We start from the raw sequence: 17,713 nt of genomic DNA on the forward strand, positions 1-17,713 counted from the left end.
CTAATTCGCGGAAGTTGTGGATTTTTCCTGCTTTTTGTCGTCCGGCTTCTTGTCGTAGCCGAAGTACGCGTCCAGCATCGCTTTTGCGATCGGACCGAGCGTCGAACCGGAGTGACCGTTGTGCTCATTGTCCGGAATGATGATCGCAATGGCGAACGTCGGGTCGTCAAACGGTGCATAACCGACAAACAACGAGTTCTCCGTACCGCGTCCGGTCTCGGACGTACCGGACTTCCCGGCAACTGCCGGCTTATAATCGGCGAGCAGGTTAAACGTTCCGTAGGAAGCGTGGGTCACGTCATACATCCCGCGTTGCACGACTTTGATTTGATCTTGCGTGAACGGAATTTTGTTCACTTCTTTGGGCTCGATATTCTGAACGGAGTTATCCGCCGCGATGATTTGCTTGACGAGATACGGTTGCATCCGCGTGCCGTTGTTGGCGACCGTTGAGACATAGTTCGCCAACTGCATCAAGTTGTATTTTTCGTTCTGACCAAAGGAAGCCGCCGCCCAGTCGTTGATGTCCCCGACACGGTCCAGTTCCCCCGCGTTTTCAAACGGCAGGTCCAAACCGGTCGTCTGCTCACCAAGTCCGAACGTCTTGTGATAGTCCATGATCTTGTTGACAACGCCCGGCATGACATTCTGGTAGTAGTCATCGAGTTGGCTCCACGTCATGCCCGGACGCCAGCCGGAGAGTTGTTGGAAGGTCTTGATCATGTAGACGTTTGACGACTTCGCCAACGCGCTGTAGGCGTTGACATAGCCGAGGTTCGGAGCCCACGACGTAATGGTTCGGTCCCCGATCGTGATGGAGCCCGGGTCGAGAATGGACGTGTTCGGGTCACGAATGACGCCTTCCTTCATCCCGATCAACTCCGTTGCCATCTTGACCGTCGAACCGGGGTAGTACAGCTCCGTGAGGGCGCGGTTTTTTTCCGCAGGTGCGAAATCTTCGAGGTATTTCTTATCGGTCATCCCGTCAATCCACCACGTCGGGTCAAAACTCGGGTAGGAGGACATCGCGAGGATTTCACCCGTTTTCGGATTCATCGCAACGGCCGCCCCCTCCTTGACCGTCGAGATCTTTTTGTGAAGATCTTGTACGGTGGAAGCCAGCGCTTTGTCGGTTGCTTCTTGAATGTGCTTGTCAATCGTCAGCACCAAGTCATGCCCTTTGATCGGGTCTTCGGTCCGCTTGTCTTTGAGCGGTTGGTAGTTGATGTTGACTTCGACTTTCAGCGTGCCGTCTTTGCCGTGCAGCAGGTCCTCGTATTGCTTCTCTACACCTGCTGTCCCGATCATGTCGGTCTGTTGGTACTCGTCTTTGTGATCCTTCCAGAAGTCCATCGGAATGTTGTTCAAATAGCCGATGACATGGGAAGCTGTATTGTGATCCACGTAGTCGCGGATCGGTTCGACGACGACATTGAAGCCCGGCAGTTCGTCAGCGTGTTCACGCACGTACGCAACTTGCTTGTCGTTGGCGTTCTTGACGACTTTGCGCGCCATGCCCAGCGAATATTTCTCGCCGTAGGGGTCCATGGCGTTCCAGAGTTCCTCCGGACGCATGCCAAACAGATCATAAAGCGTCGCATCCAACATCAAAGGATTCTGCACATCGTCACTCAGCCGTTGGAAGGTGATGGTGAACGCCGGTTTGTTGCGCACCAATTCCTCCTTGTTCCGGTCGTAGATCAGGCCGCGCGGGGCCGGGATAGACTGTGTGATGTAGCGGTTGCTCTCTGCGGTCTTCAACAACTCTTGACCTTGCGACAATTGAAGGAAGCTCAGGCGAAAAATTAAAACGGCCAAGGAAATGAAGATGACCAAAAACAACAGGTTCATCCGCTTCCCCGTGACCGAGTGTTTCTCCCGCTCCAGGTTGGTCACTTTCGGTTCTCCTCTCTCTACCCTACTCCACTGTATTCGTTATCAAACTGTACTTCGTTTTTTGACGGTGGGATTCCTCCTCCTTGGAACTAGAAAAATATGAAGAAAAACCGACTCAGTGACGAGTCGGTTTCTTTTTGGCTTGCACGGTCGGTTTGCTTTGCACGTGGAAGTACGCGTCGAACATCGCCCGCGCCAAAGGTCCGAGCGTGTCGGAGGAATGGCCGTCCGGCGTATTGTCCGGGATGAGGATCGCGACAGCAATTTGCGGGTTATCGGCCGGTGCGTAGCCGACGAACAGCGAGTTCTCCGTGCCGCGCCCCGTCTCGGCCGTGCCGGTCTTGCCCGCGATCTTCACCGGGTAGTTGCCAAACACGGAGTAGAAAGTGCCGTAGGTCTTGTTGGTGACGTCATACATCCCCCGTTGCACAGCGCGCAAGTGTTCCGGTGCGAAGCTCAATTGACCTTGTTGCACCACGGGAATCGACTCCGACGTACCGCCCGGCGGGACGATTTCCTTGACCACATGCGGCTTCATCCGCTTGCCGTCGTTGGCGATCGTGGAGACATACTGGGCCAGTTGCATCACCGTGTAGTTCTCCGTCTGCCCAATGGCCGAAAACGCGAGGTCTGACACGTACCCTTCTCGCGTGATCTGCCCCTCTGCTTCATAAGGCAGGTCAACGTCGGTCGTGGTCGGACCCATGCCAAATTCCTTGTGGTAGTTTTCGATCTTGTCCATGGTGTTTGGCAAGCGGTTTTTGAGGAAGTCGTTCACTTGCGCCGTCGGCATGTCTTCGCGATACCCGGCGAGGTTCAAGAACGAGCGAATCATGTAGACGTTCGACGATTCGGCCAGAGCCCGGTAGGAATCTGCGTAGCCGATCGTCTTCCATGATTTGATATAGTTCGGTTTGCCGTTGGGGAGATAACCGACCTGGATGCGGCCCGGGTCGTAGATGACGGAACCCGGTTTGATCACGCCTTCTTTGAACCCGATCAACTCGGTTGCCATCTTGACCGTGGAGCCCGGCTGGTAGAGTTGTTGGAGGGAGCGGTTCATCTCGGCGGGCGCGAACTGCTCTTGGTATTCCTTCTCCGTGACACCCTTGATCCAGATATTCGGATCATAGCTCGGATAGCTTGCCATCGCGAGGATTTCGCCCGTCTTGGGGTCCATTGCGATGGCGGCGCCGTTTTGCACCGTGCGGACGGTGCGTTTCAAGTTCTGCACGCGCTCCGCCAACGCTTGCTCGGTGGCCGCCTGCAAGTTGGAGTTGAGCGTAAGCACCAAATCATGGCCCTTGATCGGCTCGACGAGGCGCTGGTCTTGGAGCGGCTGGTTGTAGATGTTCACTTCCACCTGCAATTTGCCGGCCTTGCCGCGCAAGTATTTCTCGTACTCACGCTCTACGCCGGCCATGCCGATCAGATCGGTCTGTTGGTACTCGTCTTTGTGTTGTTCCCAGAAATCACCGGGGATGTTGTTGAGATAGCCGAGAACATGGCAGGCAAAGGAATTGCGCTCATAGTGACGGATGGGCTCCACCACGACATTGACGCCCGGCAGATCGGCTTGGTGTTCCTTGATGTAGGCAACCTGCTCATCTCCGGCGTTTGTGAAAAGCCGCCGTGCCATCGAGAGCATGTAATGCTGACCTTTGAGATCCATCGTGTTGAGAATTTCATCAGACGTTTTGTGCAGGACGGGAGCCAGCATGGAGGAGATCTTCTGTGGATCCTGCACATCCTTGCTCAAGATCGTATAGAGGACGGCAAAGGAAGGTTTGTTCGTAACCAGCAGATTGTGGTCTCGGTCGTAGATTTGACCGCGCGGGGCGGGAACGGATTGTTGGATGTAGCGATTGGTCTCTGCTCGTTGTAAGTAGAGGCTGCCTTGGGCGAGTTGGACAAAACTCAGACGGACGATGAGTACAGCTAAGGCCACGAAGACCAGCACGAACAAATAGTTCAGCCGTTTCCCCGTGGCCTTTTTCAATTCTTCGTCAAACGAGTTCTGGTTGTACAGCAAAGACCGCAACTCCCTTCTGAAGTGGAGATCTCAGAGGGAACTTAGAGCGATTCATCCGCCAAACCGCGACGCTCGGAAGCCAGCAGCCGCACCGACGGCACGTAGAGAATCAACGCCATGATGCCGTTCCAGATCATGATGCTCACAGTATGCGTGAGCGCAGGCATGAAGTCGACGTGCTGGAACCCGAACAAGCGAGCCAAGCCGTAGAGCGTCATCTCCTGGAGGAACGTATAGCCGATCACGATCAAGATGACCATGATCAACTGGCGCGCCCAATACGAGCGGAACGTTGATCCGGCAAAATAACAGATCAACGCGTAGGTGAAAGCATGCGGTCCAAGGTACGTGCCAAACAAGACGTCCTGGATGAGCCCAATCGTCAAGCCCGTGTAGAGCGCGAGCATCGGCCCGCGCATAAGGCTTACGTAAAGGAGCATCACGAGGACGATATTTGGCTCAGCATACGAGAACGGCTGCACTTGAAAAAGAGTCGATTGGATGACGAGCATACCCATCATCGTCAACACGATCCACGCAGGATGCATCGGCGCTCCTCCTTATTGACCCGTCTTGGCCTGGTTCACCACATAGAGGAAGTCCATGTTGTTCAAGTTCGCCGCCGGTTCTACTTGGGCGATCTTGGTGAGGCCGAGCTTGTCGTTTTCGATGGAGGTGATCGTGCCGATGATCAAACCGGCCGGGAAGATATCGGACACGTTCGAGGTGACAACAGAGTCGCCTACTTTGACTTTGTCCGCGCCAAGCTTGATACCAGTCATCTCCAGCATCGGCTTGCTGCTTTGCGAAACATCGACGGAGGCCCCGGAGATAATCCCGTAGCCCAATTCGTCGGAGGTGACTTTCGCCGAGATGCCCATCTTGCCCTTGTCGGTGATCAACAGCACTTTCGCATGGTACGGCGTGACTTCATAGACACGACCGACCAAGCCCCGGTTGGCTGTCACAACAGCCATGTTCTTCTGCACCCCGTCATTGGTGCCGACGTCGAGAGTGATTTCCGAGTTCCAAGTCGACGGCGAACGGCCGATCACGTTGGCGGAGATCAGTTGAAGGTCTTTGATGTTCAGATCCTTCAATCCTAAGTCCTCTTTGAGTCGTTTGTTCTCCTGCTCCAGTCCCTGAATGCGTACGCGCATCGACGAGTAGTCGTTGAGGTTCGATTTCAGTTTGGCGTTCTCTTCGTACAGTTGTTTGATGTGTTGCATGTCCTCGAAGAATCCGGCTACCTGCTGAACCGGGGCATACACAACCCCTTGCACCCAGCCAAACGCATCGATCAGCATCTTCTCCGGCCATGTCGGGTTTTCACGTTCACGCAAGGTCACCCCGACCAAAGCGGCGAGCAAAATGAAGCTGGCCAGCAACACCATCAACCGTTTGCTTGTGAAAAATCGGGTCACCCGTTACCCACTTCCTTTGCAATTCCGCTTGTCAAAACGCCGTGTTAGCGGACACGTCGCTTTTTGCCTGTGTCACTGGACTTGAACAGGTGGCTGTAATCCAACGACTTACCCGTGCCGATGGCCACGCAGTCCAGCGGGTTCTCTGCGACGAGAACCGGCATGCCCGTTTCACGGGACAACAGACGGTCGAGGTTGCGCAAGAGTGCGCCGCCACCCGTCAACACGATTCCGCGATCCATGATGTCGGCCGCCAATTCCGGCGGAGACTTCTCCAACGTGATCTTGACTGCTTCGACGATGGAGTTGACCGTGTCAGCCAAAGCTTCTGCGATTTCCTGCGCCGTAATCGTCAAGGTCTTCGGCAGGCCTGTGACGAGGTCGCGACCGCGAATGTCCATCGTCTCTTCCTTGTCGGACGGAATCGCCGAGCCGATGGTGAGTTTCAGTTCTTCAGAGGTGCGCTCCCCGATCATGAGGTTGTACGCCTTCTTAATGTACTGGATGATCGCTTCGTCCATCTCGTCACCCGCGACACGGATCGAACGAGACGTAACGATCCCGCCCAGCGAAATGATCGCAACTTCGGTGGTACCGCCGCCGATGTCAACGACCATCGAACCGGTCGGTTCGCCAACCGGCAGACCTGCGCCGATTGCAGCAGCCATCGGTTCTTCGATCGTCATCGGATCGCGGGCACCCGCTTCACGGGCTGCGTCTTCGACGGCACGCTTCTCGACGGCGGTGATGCCGGACGGCACACAGACGACAACGCGCGGAGCCGGCAACCAGAAGCCTTTTTGCTTGATTGCTTGGCGGATGAAGTGGCGAAGCATCGTCGCGGTGGTGTCGAAGTCAGCGATGACGCCGTCCTTCATCGGACGAATGGCTACGATGTTGCCCGGCGTACGACCGATCATTTGTTTCGCTTCTTCCCCTACGGCTTTGATCTCGCCTGTATCAATGCGAGTTGCGACTACGGAAGGTTCGCGGATGATGATGCCTTTGCCTTTTACATATACGAGGGTATTGGCCGTACCTAGGTCAATGCCCATATCTCGTGAGAATCCTTTGAACATCTAGCTAACTCCTTCCTGACGTGTGACAGGGCTTGTTATGTTAACATTTGACTATTATACAGGAAGCTGCTTGCCATGCCTAGTCCAACCAGCCTTTTTCCCGCATGCTGCAGAAGGAATGCGACCCGATCACGATGTGATCCAGCACGTCGACGCCGAGGATCCGTCCGCACTCGATGAGGCGGCGGGTAACTTCGAGGTCTTCGTAACTCGGGGTCGGGTCCCCGCTTGGATGATTGTGCAGGCAGATGATCGCAGAGGCGCTGCGCTTGATCGCGGTCTTGAAGATCTCCCGCGGGTGGGCGACGGTGCTGTCGAGCGACCCGACGGAGACGATTTCCTCTCCGATCAGGCGGCGCTTGGCATCGAGATGCAGCGCTACGAAGTGTTCCTTGAGCTGGAATTGCAACCTGTCCATCATGTACTCCGCCGCATCACGTGCAGTCAAAAACTGCGGGCGTGTTGTGTTTGAGTTTCGGGCAATCCGTCGTCCAACCTCGATGGCCGCTTTGAGTTGCGCAGCTTTGGCGAGGCCGACACCGGGGATCTCGGTCAGCTCTTGCAGGTCCGCATCAAGCAGTTCTCGAATGGAACCAAACCGCTTCAAGACCTGTTCGGCGAGGTTGACCGCCGAACGGCCGCGTGAGCCCGTACGCAGGAGAATCGCCAACAGTTCGGCGTTGCTCATCTGCTCCGGACCCACTTGACGCAACCGTTCACGCGGGCGGTCTTCCACGGGAATTTCACGGACGAGAACCGACGACGAAGCCTCGAGCAGCGCTTCGTTCATCAGGCTCACCGTCCTTCCCGATCCGATTTCGGCAGGACGTCAAAACCCCATTCGGTCAGACGATCTGCAACCAGCGAGACCGGCAAGCCGACTACGGTAAAATAGTCGCCGTCGATGCCGGTGATGAACTGCGAGGCTTTGCCTTGAATTCCGTAAGCCCCGGCTTTGTCCATCGGTTCTCCCGTTGCGACATAGGCGTCAATCTGCGCGTCCGTCAGCGGCTTCATCACCACTTCTGTCCCGCGCACATCGCGTAACGTTCGTCCCGTGCCCCCCGCTTCCACCAGCGCAATGCCGGTGTAGACGGTGTGCGAGCGTCCGGATAAACGTTTCAGCATGCGTTTCGCGTCTTCCACGTCCGTCGGCTTGCCGAGGATCTCCTCGTCACAGACGACGATCGTGTCAGCTCCTAATACAATGCCAACAGACAAAGTATTCGCGACGGCGCTTGCTTTTCTGTACGCCAACTCCTGCACGATTTCCACCGGCGGCTGTCCGGGCGTAAACGACTCGTCCGCATCGCTGACCAAAATGTCAAACGTCAGTCCAAGGCTCCCGAGCAATTCCTTACGCCGCGGGGAACCGGATGCCAAGATCAACAGGTGCTCCTGCATGTTGGATACCCTCCGATTTTTGGGAAATCTGGCTCTATGTAGTCTGTCCTCAATTTGGAAAAACTATCTGCACATACTGATTCATTCTACCGAGAATTGGTACACCTGTCCAGACGATACAAAAATCCGCCCGATGAGGGCGGATTCGTCTCCATTTATTCACCGAACAACAGTTTCGCGCCGGAGATTCCGGGGGACGTCATCTCAAACGGGTTGAGGATGACATCGAGTTCCTCCGGAGTCAGCACGCCGCGCTCCGTGCAAATATCTCGCACCGAGCGTCCGGTCTGAATAGCTTCCTTGGCGATCGAAGTCGCCGTTTCGTAGCCGACGTGCGGATTGATCGCGGTCACGATGCCCACGCTCTTCTCCACCAGCTCACGGCAACGCTCAACGTTCGCTTCCAGTCCTTCGACGAGGAACTTGCGGAACACACCCAGTGCATTTTGCAAGATCGAAAGCGATTGCAAGAGGTTGAACACCAGCACCGGCTCCATGACGTTCAATTCCAACTGGCCCGCTTCCGAAGCCAACGAAATCGTGTGATCGTTGCCGATGATCTGGAACGCGACCTGATTGACCACTTCCGCCATAACCGGATTCACTTTGCCCGGCATGATCGAGGAACCCGGTTGACGCGGCGGCAGAGCAAGTTCGTTCAAGCCGGTACGCGGGCCGGATGCCATCAGTCGCAGGTCGTTGCAGATCTTCGAGAGGTTTACCGCACAGATTTTCAACGCGCCGGAAACTTCTGTATACGCATCCGTGTTCTGCGTCGCGTCGACGAGATGTTCAGCGCGGAGCAGGTCGAGACCGGTAATTTGGCGCAGGTGCTCCGTGACTTTGGTGATGTAGCGCGGGTCGGCGTTGAGTCCGGTTCCGACCGCCGTCGCGCCCATGTTGATTTCGCGGAGGTTTTCAAGCGATCGTTTCACACGCTCCACATCGCGCCCGATCACGCGGGAGTAGGCTTCAAACTCCTGACCCATGCGAATCGGCACGGCGTCTTGCAAGTGCGTGCGGCCCATCTTGATCACTTGGTCGAACTCGACCGACTTGATCGCAAACGCTTCACGGAGCAGTTCGAGTTGCTCGATCACACCCTTCGCCAAGTTCAGCGATGCGATGTGAATCGCGGTCGGGAACACGTCGTTGGTGGACTGCGCCATGTTGACGTGCGTGTTCGGCGAGCAAAGCAGGTATTCCCCGCGCGCACCGCCGAGGAACTCAATCGCGCGGTTGGCGATGACTTCGTTGGCGTTCATGTTCATCGAAGTGCCCGCACCGCCCTGAATCGAGTCGACGATAAACTGATCATGCCATTTGCCGTCGAGAATCTCGTCAGCCGCGGTGGCGATCGCTTCTCCGATTTCCTTTTTCAAAACGCCGACTTCCATGTTCGCCAATGCTGCCGCTTTTTTGACAGCGGCCAGCGCTTTGATCATCTCCACATGCGGCGGAATGCCGGTGATCGGGAAGTTTTCAACGGCGCGCAACGTTTGAATCCCATAATAAGCTGCTTTCGGGACTTCCTTGGTCCCGAGCAGGTCTTTTTCCATTCGTACATCGGTCATGAGAGGGACATCTCCTTTGGGAACTCGTTCCACTACATGCCGTAAGTATACCATATTTTTCGCTATTGGACGGAAATCAGATGATTGCTGAGAGATTCATAACTCACAAAAAACTCTGTCAGCTTCGCTTGACCGTCCAGCAACGATTGCGCACCGACAACTCCTTGAAGTTGCTTGTGCAGGTTGTCCCATTGCGCAGCTACATCTTGCAAGCCGGCTTGCAGCAAGAGCGCGCGCGCCGCTTTTTGATCACCGCTTGCTTGGGTCAGGGAAGATTTGAGTGCCGCGAGTTTGTCCGCGTCAGGCTTTGCGGTGTTGAGCAAAGCCATCGCGTTTTGCGCCAGTTTGACTTCGTTTTGCAACTCTTGCACGACGACGCGCGCTTCGGAATCTTTGAGGTTGGCGATGTAGCCCTCTCGCTCCGGGATTTTGTATTCCTTGGCGTAGAACGTGATCTTGCGCTGGTTGAGTTCCGCTTCAAACGCCGTGTTGGACTTTTTGTCAGACGCCACGGCCGAAAAAAGTTGGTATGGCCCTTCTCCGCGAAGGCTCGTGACGATGCCCTTGGCGGTGAGATCCTGCTGTGCTTTCACCGCTTTGTCCTTCTCCGGGAAGGAGCCGAGTTGCCACGCGTACATCGTGAGGGCAGGTAGAGTTGCGGTTCCCTTCACGGTGGGGGTGGTCGAAGTTTGACCCGGTTTCGCAGGAATCGTGGTGACTGTCGGTTCGGCGGCTTGGTCTTTGAACAACACGAGCAAAAGAACGCCGAGCACGACGCCGGTTACGACGGCCAGCAGCGCGGGAAGCAAATACGCGCGCTTCTGCGTGTCGCCCTCGCTTTTTTTGCGGAAGGAAAACGCCTGTCGGGGCTTGAGGTCGCGCAGATGGCGGCTATGTTCACGATCTGACATCTGACGGTTCGACGGGGTGTTCAAGGTGGGCTGGTCCATGTCATCATCGACTCCTTCGTTTCTCTTATCTCTGATACTAGAATCTATGAGATCAACGAGAAGTCTATGACAGAAACAAAAGAAAAAAAACCGCCGTCTGGTCTGTAACCAAACGGCGGTCATGATCGTCTAACAGGTATAAGGAGTTCCATTAGTTCAGAATGTAGACTTGAACGGTCCGACGACCGAATTGCAGCGCTTGTGCTTCGGTATCAAAGTGCAGGTCGATTCGGTTCCCCTTGATCGCTCCGCCCACATCGCTTGCAACCCCGTATCCGTACCCCTCTATGTAGAGTCTAGTACCCAACGGAATTACAGATGGATCCACTGCGACTGTCCCTTGACCGGCCGAACCACCGCTTGCGGTGCGCGAACCCGGCATCGAGTAGGCCGAAGCAGCCATGGTCATAGATTTCGAAGCTTCTAAATTCTCACCGCTGCGGCTTGCCACGACGATCGGGCGTTGCTTGGTGCCATACCCAACGACTTGGTTGACAGCCTCTGCGGTGGTCTTGCGGTCTTCCTTGCGGTCCACGGCATTACCGTTTTCAAAATAAACGGTCGTAGTAATCTGGACCTTCCCTTCCACACCGGGCGTCAGCACTTTCTCTGTACCAGTATACTCGTTGGCATCTGGCTGGCGTTCGGTCTGAAAAGGTATTGCCTCTTCTGCAACTTGGACTTCCTGTGTGCGACGGGTGATCGCAATCGTCTGTCCGCTTTGAATCGAGGACGTGGATTCTACACTAAGTTTATCGGCGTCATTTACACTGATCTGAAGTTCCTTGAGCACGTCGGCGACGGTGTCGGCCAACGTGTTGACGGATACTGGTTCGTGGGTGCCATCTTGTACGACGATTGGTTTGGCGTGTTTTACATGAATTTGGGTGCCGTCAGTAAGTTCCTTCGTCACTGTAGGTTGCACCAGATCATCTTTCCCTACCTGTACGCCTTGTTTCTTCAGCAGGTCCGCAACTGTTCCAAATTCGAACCCTTGGAGAGTTTGCGTTTTGCCATCGACTTCTACGGAGATCGTCTTGTAGGCCGTTGCGGCCGTGGCCGAACCTCCGAGTAGCAAAGCAACTGCTGCGGCAGACAGGCAATAGATCGACTTTCGGTTGACCTTGCGCACTCAACCACCTCTTTTCACTTTTTCATGATTCCTATGACCTAGGAAAAAAGACCCCCATTACCTGTTGGACAAATGTTGGAATCAGTATAACCCGACTTTTCCTTCTTGGCAATGGGGGATTTTGTCATTTTCAGAAAATTATAACGATTCGACAGGGTTCGTTCTGAATGTCGGATCGTAGGTTTTGATCGGCGGTTGGGCCGGCAAAACATCGAGTGCGTTCGGTGCGAAGTAGAGGGTAAAGTCGATGTCGAGCGAGACAACCGTCTTGAAAATGTGGTTGCTCTGGATCGATAAATCCGGGAGATTGACGAAGATCAACGGAGGCGGAACGGGCCCCGACGGTGTTTGCGAACCGGTTTGATTTCCTTGCGGGTTGCCGGTTTGACCCTCCGTTTGAGGAGCTTTCAGCCCAAGCACTTCGCGGATCTTGGCGTTGGTGCCGGGGATGAAAACTTGCGCAAACTCTTGGTCGAACACCGACTCTGCTTGTTTCTTGCCCGTAAGTCCGGCGGTGAGTCGGTTAAACCCTTGCTGGATGCGCAGGTTCGCCACGTCCTTCTCCTGTTGCGTCATCAGCTTTGGAACGGTCGCGCGGATACTCTCTTCGTAGCGGTTGAAGTCGGTCTGTGTGAAAATCGGCGTGAGATCGTTCAACAATTTGTCGTTCGCAAACTCCGGCGTGAGTTGCTTGCGAATCTCGTCAGGTGTAAGCGATGCTACAGAAAGTTGCGTCTGGACGCGTTGCGCCGTCGAGTTGGCGGCAGAAACAGTTGTCGTTCCGGTCGTTCCCGTGATCGTGCCGCCAACGCCCGTTACGGTGCTGTTGGTCAACCCGTTCGATGTTTTCAACCCGGGTGTGATGTCTTGCTTCTCCGCTTTGAGCGTCCAGTTGTTGTACGTGATCAGACGGGACATCGTGGAGAATTGTTCAAGGAACTCTCGCACTTGCTTGTAATCCCCTTGCAGGGACAACTTTCCGCTGAACGTCTTCATCGGCAGTTGAGTTGCACCCGTTTTCGCGGTCGGCTTCGCGGGCGGTTGCGTCTGCGTCCCTTGGGTTGCGGGCGCTTTTTTCCCTTCCTCGGACGCCGGGTCGTAAAACGCGATGGAGATCAAATTGGCGCCTGAACTTTTGGCCCCGACATGCAGTTCTTGCAAAAAGCGTTCTTGCTCAAGTTGCGCCGGCACCAGGAGAGCCAGCGCTTTTTTTTGGAAGTCGTTCGGAGTTTCCGGCTTCGGGGTGGATGTCAGAATCTGTCGTTGTGCTTTGGCACTTTGTACCTGTTTTTGCAAACTGTCAATGGCGTAGATTTTCGGTATGAAAAGAAAATATGCAACCAATGAACCGACAAGAACCAACAAACATACGCAGAGAATGACCCACTGCCGCGTTTTCCATTTTTTAAAGTTCATGCAGGGAGGCCCCTCTCTACGATTCTTGTGCTCGGCGCGGCTTTAACGTGATGGTAAGTTTAGCCGAAAAACCGCCGCTGTCGGGCGTCTGTACGCCTCCGGTCGCCGTCGTATCGGTGACGATTTGTTGAATGTTTTCAACCAAGATCTCCTCCACCCATACTTCGCTGCGAAGCAGGGCCGCATACTCTTCGATGCGTGTGGCGTCGTCTGTATGCAGGTTGAGATGGACCGTCCCATTGGCTGTATCTACCGACACTTGTTCGATTTGCGTGCGATCGGAAAGTTTGGAAGCCAGCCCGTCCAACATCTGTCCGTAGTCATTTTGTTCGGAGATCAGATTGTCCACCGCGCCCTTGACCTGGTTGTACTTTTTCGTTTGCGAGTCCACTGTTCGCTCTGCGGTGAGGGTGACGTTGTCCTGTTTGACGCGACGCAGTTCTGCGGTGAGGTCGTCCGTCGTATTCAAGAGGTGAATATAATAGAAGAGAGACGTTCCCGCCCCGCCGAAGAGCAACACAACAGCGGCGATAATGGCGAGTAAGCGGTATTTGCGAGTGGGTGACTCTTTGGGCAGGAGGTTGATTTCCACGTCACTTCACCTCCTTGAGAGCCAATCCGATCGGAATCGCGTATTCGTGTACGATCTCCTTGAGATGCTCCACTTGCTCCGTCCATTGCAGGGCGTCGAGCGGCATCGTGGTCGTATGGATGTCCACGAAACGCTCTTGCAAATACGCTTGCAGCACCCCCGTCTTCGGCAGAACGCCGGAGACGATGATGTTGGTCAACGTGGCATCGCGGTTGTTCAAGGTATATCGGTAGAAGTTCATCGAGCGTTCCACTTCATACGCAAGGTCGTTTGTGTACGAGCGGAAGTCGGTGTTGGTCTCGAAGTATTCCAAGATATCCAATACATGCAGCGGCTTCTGACGCTCCCGGTCGATTCGATAGTTTTCCAACTGGATCGGCACGTTGCGGGTAAAGCGCAAGATCTCGTCGTCAAAAATGTGGATGTCCGTCCACTCCTCCGCAATGTCCACAAACATCGTGGTCTGACGGGGGATGCTCGGACAAAGTTTGCTGCAAGTCCGCGACAAGGCGAGTGCCCGAATGTCCACGCTCGTCGGCTTCAAACCTGCGAGTTTCGCCGCTTCCACAATCGGGTCGATCACGGAACGAGACGATGCAATCAGCGCCACGTCGGCCAGCGGCTTGCTATCCGTTTCCTGCTCCTCTTCCTTCAAAACGCCCTCCTCCGTTTGGATACGACCCGTTTTCACAAAGTCATACACCGGATCTTCGAAGGGGAGGTGGATGGAGTTCTGCAATTCAAAGTCAATCACTTTGCGCAACTGCGGCTCCGGCAGGTCGGGGAGTTGCAGTTGGCGGATCACGACGTATTGGCTGGGGACGACCAAGTTGACTTTGGTGGTGCGGATGTTGCTGTTGCGCATCGTCTCGCGGATCACGTTCGCCAGCGTTTCGACTTGGACGACCTTGCCTTCGGAAGACATGACCCCCAGCGGAATCGAGGCTTGTACAATGCGTTGCAGGGTGTAACTTCCGCCTTTTTTTCGAAGTTCGGCGATCAGGACACGGTATTCGTTGATCTCGATCCCGAGTGTGGTTTCGGAGATGATGCTGAGCATGGAACTCCCTCTCTCTTCTCTAGATCCTGCGTAGGTCAGCGGCCGTCTTGGTCGTACAGGGTCGCTTGCGGCTGGGTCAAGGTGATGTACAGGCGGTAGTTGGACGGCCACCCGCTTTTTTTGCTGTCGGTGCTGATGATTTTTTCCGTTGTCACGGCGCCGCTGTGGCTCCAGACGAAATTGTCAGGCAACTTAATCGTGGCGGGATTGGAGTTTGCCGTGTTGTAGACGATCAGATAGCCCTGCGAATCGGTGGCGGTATCCATTTGCAACGTGCCGTTGATCAGGATGATTTTGTCCGATTTGTCTGCCAGCACTTGTGCGAGCGTTTGGCTCGACGTTTGGAACGTCGACGTGCCGGCGCTTTTTTTCGTGCCTGTCGATCTGGTGGTGACGGTGCCTCTATAGTAGTAGACGGGGACAGCTTGCAGGGAATTGTAGACTTTGTTGCCCAGTTGGTTCATGTACGTGTGGAACGTGACGTTTCGGGAGCAAGCGTCCGCCTTGGCGTTGGCTCCCATCAGCGAGTACGCTAAATCGGATTGGTGACCGTTGCCCTGCGACCAGGAGAGACCCCCCTCGGGTCTGATCCAGCCGTTGACGATGGCGTAGATGTCAAATTTGTCGTTGTTTTTCGGACGTGCGATCACAAGATCACTGTCATTGTCCAAGTAGACGCCGCCGGAGATCTCGACGCTGTCCGATTTGTACGCATAGTTGTCGTTCTTCAAGGCGCGGCGGTTGTCTTCGAGCATCGCATTGCCGAAATCGAGTTCGTTGCCGATGACCAGCGCCCGCATGAGGTAGTTGTTGGTCACCCCACACGTTTCCTCCCCCAGATACAGTCCATTGGTTGGGTTCGGATTCTCCGTCGGGCTTGGTGGTGTCGGAGTCGGATCGGGGGTCGTCGGCGTGGATGGATTCGTCGGATTCGTTGTCAACCCACCGCCGGGTGCCGGATTGACCGGATCAGGAACTTCCGATGCGGTCAGTTGAAAGCGGATGGCGCTTAGCGGGTTCGCAGTTTCATCTTGGCCGGAAATTTTCGCCCGAGCGACCAGTGTTTCCCAAACATACCCGTCTGCATCGGTGTTGCTTTCCAAACAGACATTGACTTCGGAGTCATTCGGGTTGGTCAAACAATTCGTCCCCGTCGCGTTGCGAAACGTGGCTTGGAACTGCTCCGGTTGGTTGTAGAGCATATAGACCGCCAGTTCCATGCTCTGCTCGGCGTGAAACTCCGCCTGCACTTCCTTCTCGTGCACGATCGATTGGTTCGCGGAGTTGTGAACGGCAAGTGTGACGCCGCCGATCATCATTCCGAGCACCGTTACAGCTAGGAAGACCAATAACAAAGCCGAACCTTCTTCGCTTCTCCATCCCCGATACATGCTCATCGCCCCCAATTGTAGCGGGAGACCGTCGTGGTCAGCACCGCTTGATTCGGATCGTCGTCATCCCCCACCAAAACCTTGATGGTAAAAGAATCGCTGTTGGTAACGTCAGGCTCTACAGAGAAAGTTCCATTGTGGGCCAGCGGTACCGTCACGCTTTTTCCACCGTTGATTGTGGTATACAAAATCTCCCGCCCAACCTGCTCGTAGGTGACTTCGATCTGCGCTTGGGTGGCATCGTTCGAGCGCGCGGTATGCAAGTGGTATTTGTGATCGGCTGCCTCTTGCCAGAGATCGGTGGAATCACTTCGCCGCAAGTCTTGCGCCAATTGGTCCATGATCAACGTCGCTTCCTGCTGGTTCACCGAACCCTGCGTCGTGTTATGAAAACTGCTGATCGTGGAGGTCGAAAACGCGACCACCCCGCCGAAGACCAGACCCATGAGGGCCAGCACCACCATCATTTCAAGCATCGTCACACCGCGTTCGTCGTCTCGTCGCTTCATGGTGTCCCTCCTGCCGACTTCTGGCGTATGGTCGTCTCCAAGTGAGTCAAGGAGATGAGATCTCCTCCGATGTTCGCAAGGTCAGGGCCTTTGACTTCAACCTCCACGTCAATCAGGCTGTCCGTCGGGAGCGTTGCACCTTCGAACAGATGGGGAGTGAGCGTGACCACCGCTTGCAAGCCGTTTGCGTCCGCGTCCTCGATGGTGATGACATGCTGAGGTTCATCGAACGTGTAGCCGGTGTTTTCCAAGACTTTTTTCTGATCCTGCACCGTTTGTTCCGCAAACAACACCGCTTCATTTTTTTGTTGATCTTCTTTGTACCACCGATAGACGGTCGTGCCAATGCTCGACAGCGGAATTGCGACCAGCACGAGAATGACGACGGCCGCCATCAGTTCAATCAGCGTCAGACCGCGCTCGTTTTTCCAAATGGTGAGCATTCGCACCACCTCCTCTGTGGATTTAGAGATACAAATTGCGGTACAAGTCCCAAAGTCTCTCGCCATACGCCCACGAGGTCAGCGTCCCCAGCAAGATAAACGGACCGAACGGAATCGCTTGGCGTGCTTTCAGACGACCCGAAACTTTCAGCGGAAGACCCACTACCGTCCCCCAAACGCAGGAGAAAAACAGAGCGAGCAGTACGAGTTTCCACCCAAGTCCAAGCCCAAGCAGTGCAAAAAGTTTCACATCGCCGCCTCCCATGCCGTTGGGAATCAACGCGAGCAACGTCAGCACCCCGCCTCCGACCACGAACCCGAGCAGATAGTCCCACAGCGGTTCCGGATGAACGAACAAGCGCAAGACGAGAAGGATCGCCATCCCCGGAAACGTGAGTGCATTCGGGATCAATTTCGCCCGCAAATCGGTGATCGTGCCCGTGATGACGATCACAAACAACACGAGATTCACGAACGTCTCTAGTGTCCAACCGCCATGCCAAACCACGAACGTAAGCAACACCGCTGTCATCAACTCCCCCAACGGGTACAGCCAGGAGATTGGTTGGTGACAATTGCGGCACTTGCCGCGCAGAAACAACCACGACAGAACAGGAATCAGATCCCGCCACGTCAATTGGGTTCCACAGGATGGACAATGCGAGTGACGCGGGTTCCAAACGGACGTCCCATCCAACATGCGAAATCCCAGCACGTTCAAAAAAGACCCAATAAACAGGAAAAATGTGAAAATATAACTCATGACCAGCAAATTTTCCATAGACCCTCATCTAGAGCAACTGCGTGGACA

Annotated in this window: 17 protein-coding genes; all 17 read right to left on the bottom strand. The window is 55.0% G+C overall.

The features are described 5' to 3' along the window. A complete protein-coding gene (locus JJB07_RS10360) occupies positions 1 to 1,896 on the bottom strand; it encodes a penicillin-binding transpeptidase domain-containing protein (RefSeq protein WP_201634673.1) in 1,896 nt (631 codons plus the stop codon). Between the two features lie 115 nt (positions 1,897 to 2,011). After that, positions 2,012 to 3,928 carry a peptidoglycan D,D-transpeptidase FtsI family protein gene (locus JJB07_RS10365; RefSeq protein ID WP_201634676.1) on the bottom strand — a complete coding sequence of 639 codons (1,917 nt, stop codon included), beginning with the start codon at positions 3,926 to 3,928 and terminating at the stop codon, positions 2,012 to 2,014. A gap of 41 nt (positions 3,929 to 3,969) precedes the next feature. Further along, positions 3,970 to 4,476 carry a rod shape-determining protein MreD gene (mreD, locus tag JJB07_RS10370; protein WP_201634679.1) on the bottom strand — a complete coding sequence of 169 codons (507 nt, stop codon included), beginning with the start codon at positions 4,474 to 4,476 and terminating at the stop codon, positions 3,970 to 3,972. 12 nt (positions 4,477 to 4,488) lie between these two features. Continuing rightward, a complete protein-coding gene (gene mreC, locus JJB07_RS10375) occupies positions 4,489 to 5,352 on the bottom strand; it encodes a rod shape-determining protein MreC (RefSeq protein ID WP_201634682.1) in 864 nt (287 codons plus the stop codon). Between the two features lie 44 nt (positions 5,353 to 5,396). Beyond that, entirely contained in the window at positions 5,397 to 6,431 is a 1,035-nt protein-coding gene (locus JJB07_RS10380; RefSeq protein ID WP_201634685.1) for a rod shape-determining protein, read from the bottom strand. 79 nt (positions 6,432 to 6,510) lie between these two features. Next, positions 6,511 to 7,221, bottom strand: a complete 711-nt coding sequence (gene radC / locus JJB07_RS10385; RefSeq protein ID WP_201634688.1) for a RadC family protein — start codon at positions 7,219 to 7,221, stop codon at positions 6,511 to 6,513. A gap of 5 nt (positions 7,222 to 7,226) precedes the next feature. After that, positions 7,227 to 7,835: a Maf family protein gene (locus JJB07_RS10390; RefSeq protein ID WP_201634691.1), complete on the bottom strand. Its 609-nt coding sequence runs from the start codon at positions 7,833 to 7,835 to the stop codon at positions 7,227 to 7,229. Positions 7,836 to 7,990: 155 nt separating this feature from the next. Then, the gene (aspA, locus tag JJB07_RS10395; protein WP_201634694.1) at positions 7,991 to 9,409 is read right to left on the bottom strand and encodes an aspartate ammonia-lyase; all 1,419 of its coding nucleotides are present in this window, start codon (positions 9,407 to 9,409) and stop codon (positions 7,991 to 7,993) included. A gap of 62 nt (positions 9,410 to 9,471) precedes the next feature. Continuing rightward, complete coding sequence (locus tag JJB07_RS10400; RefSeq protein ID WP_201634697.1) at positions 9,472 to 10,359, bottom strand: hypothetical protein; 888 nt, start codon at positions 10,357 to 10,359, stop codon at positions 9,472 to 9,474. A 151-nt stretch (positions 10,360 to 10,510) separates the two neighbouring features. Beyond that, positions 10,511 to 11,491 (bottom strand): 3D domain-containing protein, encoded by a 981-nt coding sequence (locus tag JJB07_RS10405; protein ID WP_201634700.1) that lies wholly within the window; start codon positions 11,489 to 11,491, stop codon positions 10,511 to 10,513. A 138-nt stretch (positions 11,492 to 11,629) separates the two neighbouring features. Further along, positions 11,630 to 12,907, bottom strand: coding sequence for a hypothetical protein (locus JJB07_RS10410; protein ID WP_201634703.1), 1,278 nt, complete (start codon positions 12,905 to 12,907; stop codon positions 11,630 to 11,632). Between the two features lie 16 nt (positions 12,908 to 12,923). Continuing rightward, the gene (locus tag JJB07_RS10415; RefSeq protein ID WP_201634706.1) at positions 12,924 to 13,499 is read right to left on the bottom strand and encodes a hypothetical protein; all 576 of its coding nucleotides are present in this window, start codon (positions 13,497 to 13,499) and stop codon (positions 12,924 to 12,926) included. 1 nt (position 13,500) lies between these two features. Beyond that, positions 13,501 to 14,559, bottom strand: a complete 1,059-nt coding sequence (gene pilM, locus JJB07_RS10420; protein ID WP_201634709.1) for a type IV pilus biogenesis protein PilM — start codon at positions 14,557 to 14,559, stop codon at positions 13,501 to 13,503. A gap of 35 nt (positions 14,560 to 14,594) precedes the next feature. Further along, positions 14,595 to 15,950, bottom strand: a complete 1,356-nt coding sequence (locus JJB07_RS10425) for a hypothetical protein (protein WP_201634713.1) — start codon at positions 15,948 to 15,950, stop codon at positions 14,595 to 14,597. A 2-nt stretch (positions 15,951 to 15,952) separates the two neighbouring features. Then, the gene (locus JJB07_RS10430) at positions 15,953 to 16,459 is read right to left on the bottom strand and encodes a PulJ/GspJ family protein (protein ID WP_201634715.1); all 507 of its coding nucleotides are present in this window, start codon (positions 16,457 to 16,459) and stop codon (positions 15,953 to 15,955) included. Continuing rightward, positions 16,456 to 16,902, bottom strand: a complete 447-nt coding sequence (locus JJB07_RS10435) for a prepilin-type N-terminal cleavage/methylation domain-containing protein (RefSeq protein WP_201634717.1) — start codon at positions 16,900 to 16,902, stop codon at positions 16,456 to 16,458. Before JJB07_RS10435 ends, JJB07_RS10430 begins: the two co-directional genes overlap by 4 nt. Before the next feature lie 22 nt (positions 16,903 to 16,924). Continuing rightward, on the bottom strand, positions 16,925 to 17,683 hold the full coding sequence (locus JJB07_RS10440) for a prepilin peptidase (RefSeq protein ID WP_201634719.1): 759 nt from the start codon (positions 17,681 to 17,683) through the stop codon (positions 16,925 to 16,927). Between the last annotated feature and the right edge of the window lie 30 nt (positions 17,684 to 17,713).

The sequence above is a fragment of the Tumebacillus amylolyticus genome, from assembly GCF_016722965.1.
Classification (GTDB): domain Bacteria; phylum Bacillota; class Bacilli; order Tumebacillales; family Tumebacillaceae; genus Tumebacillus; species Tumebacillus amylolyticus.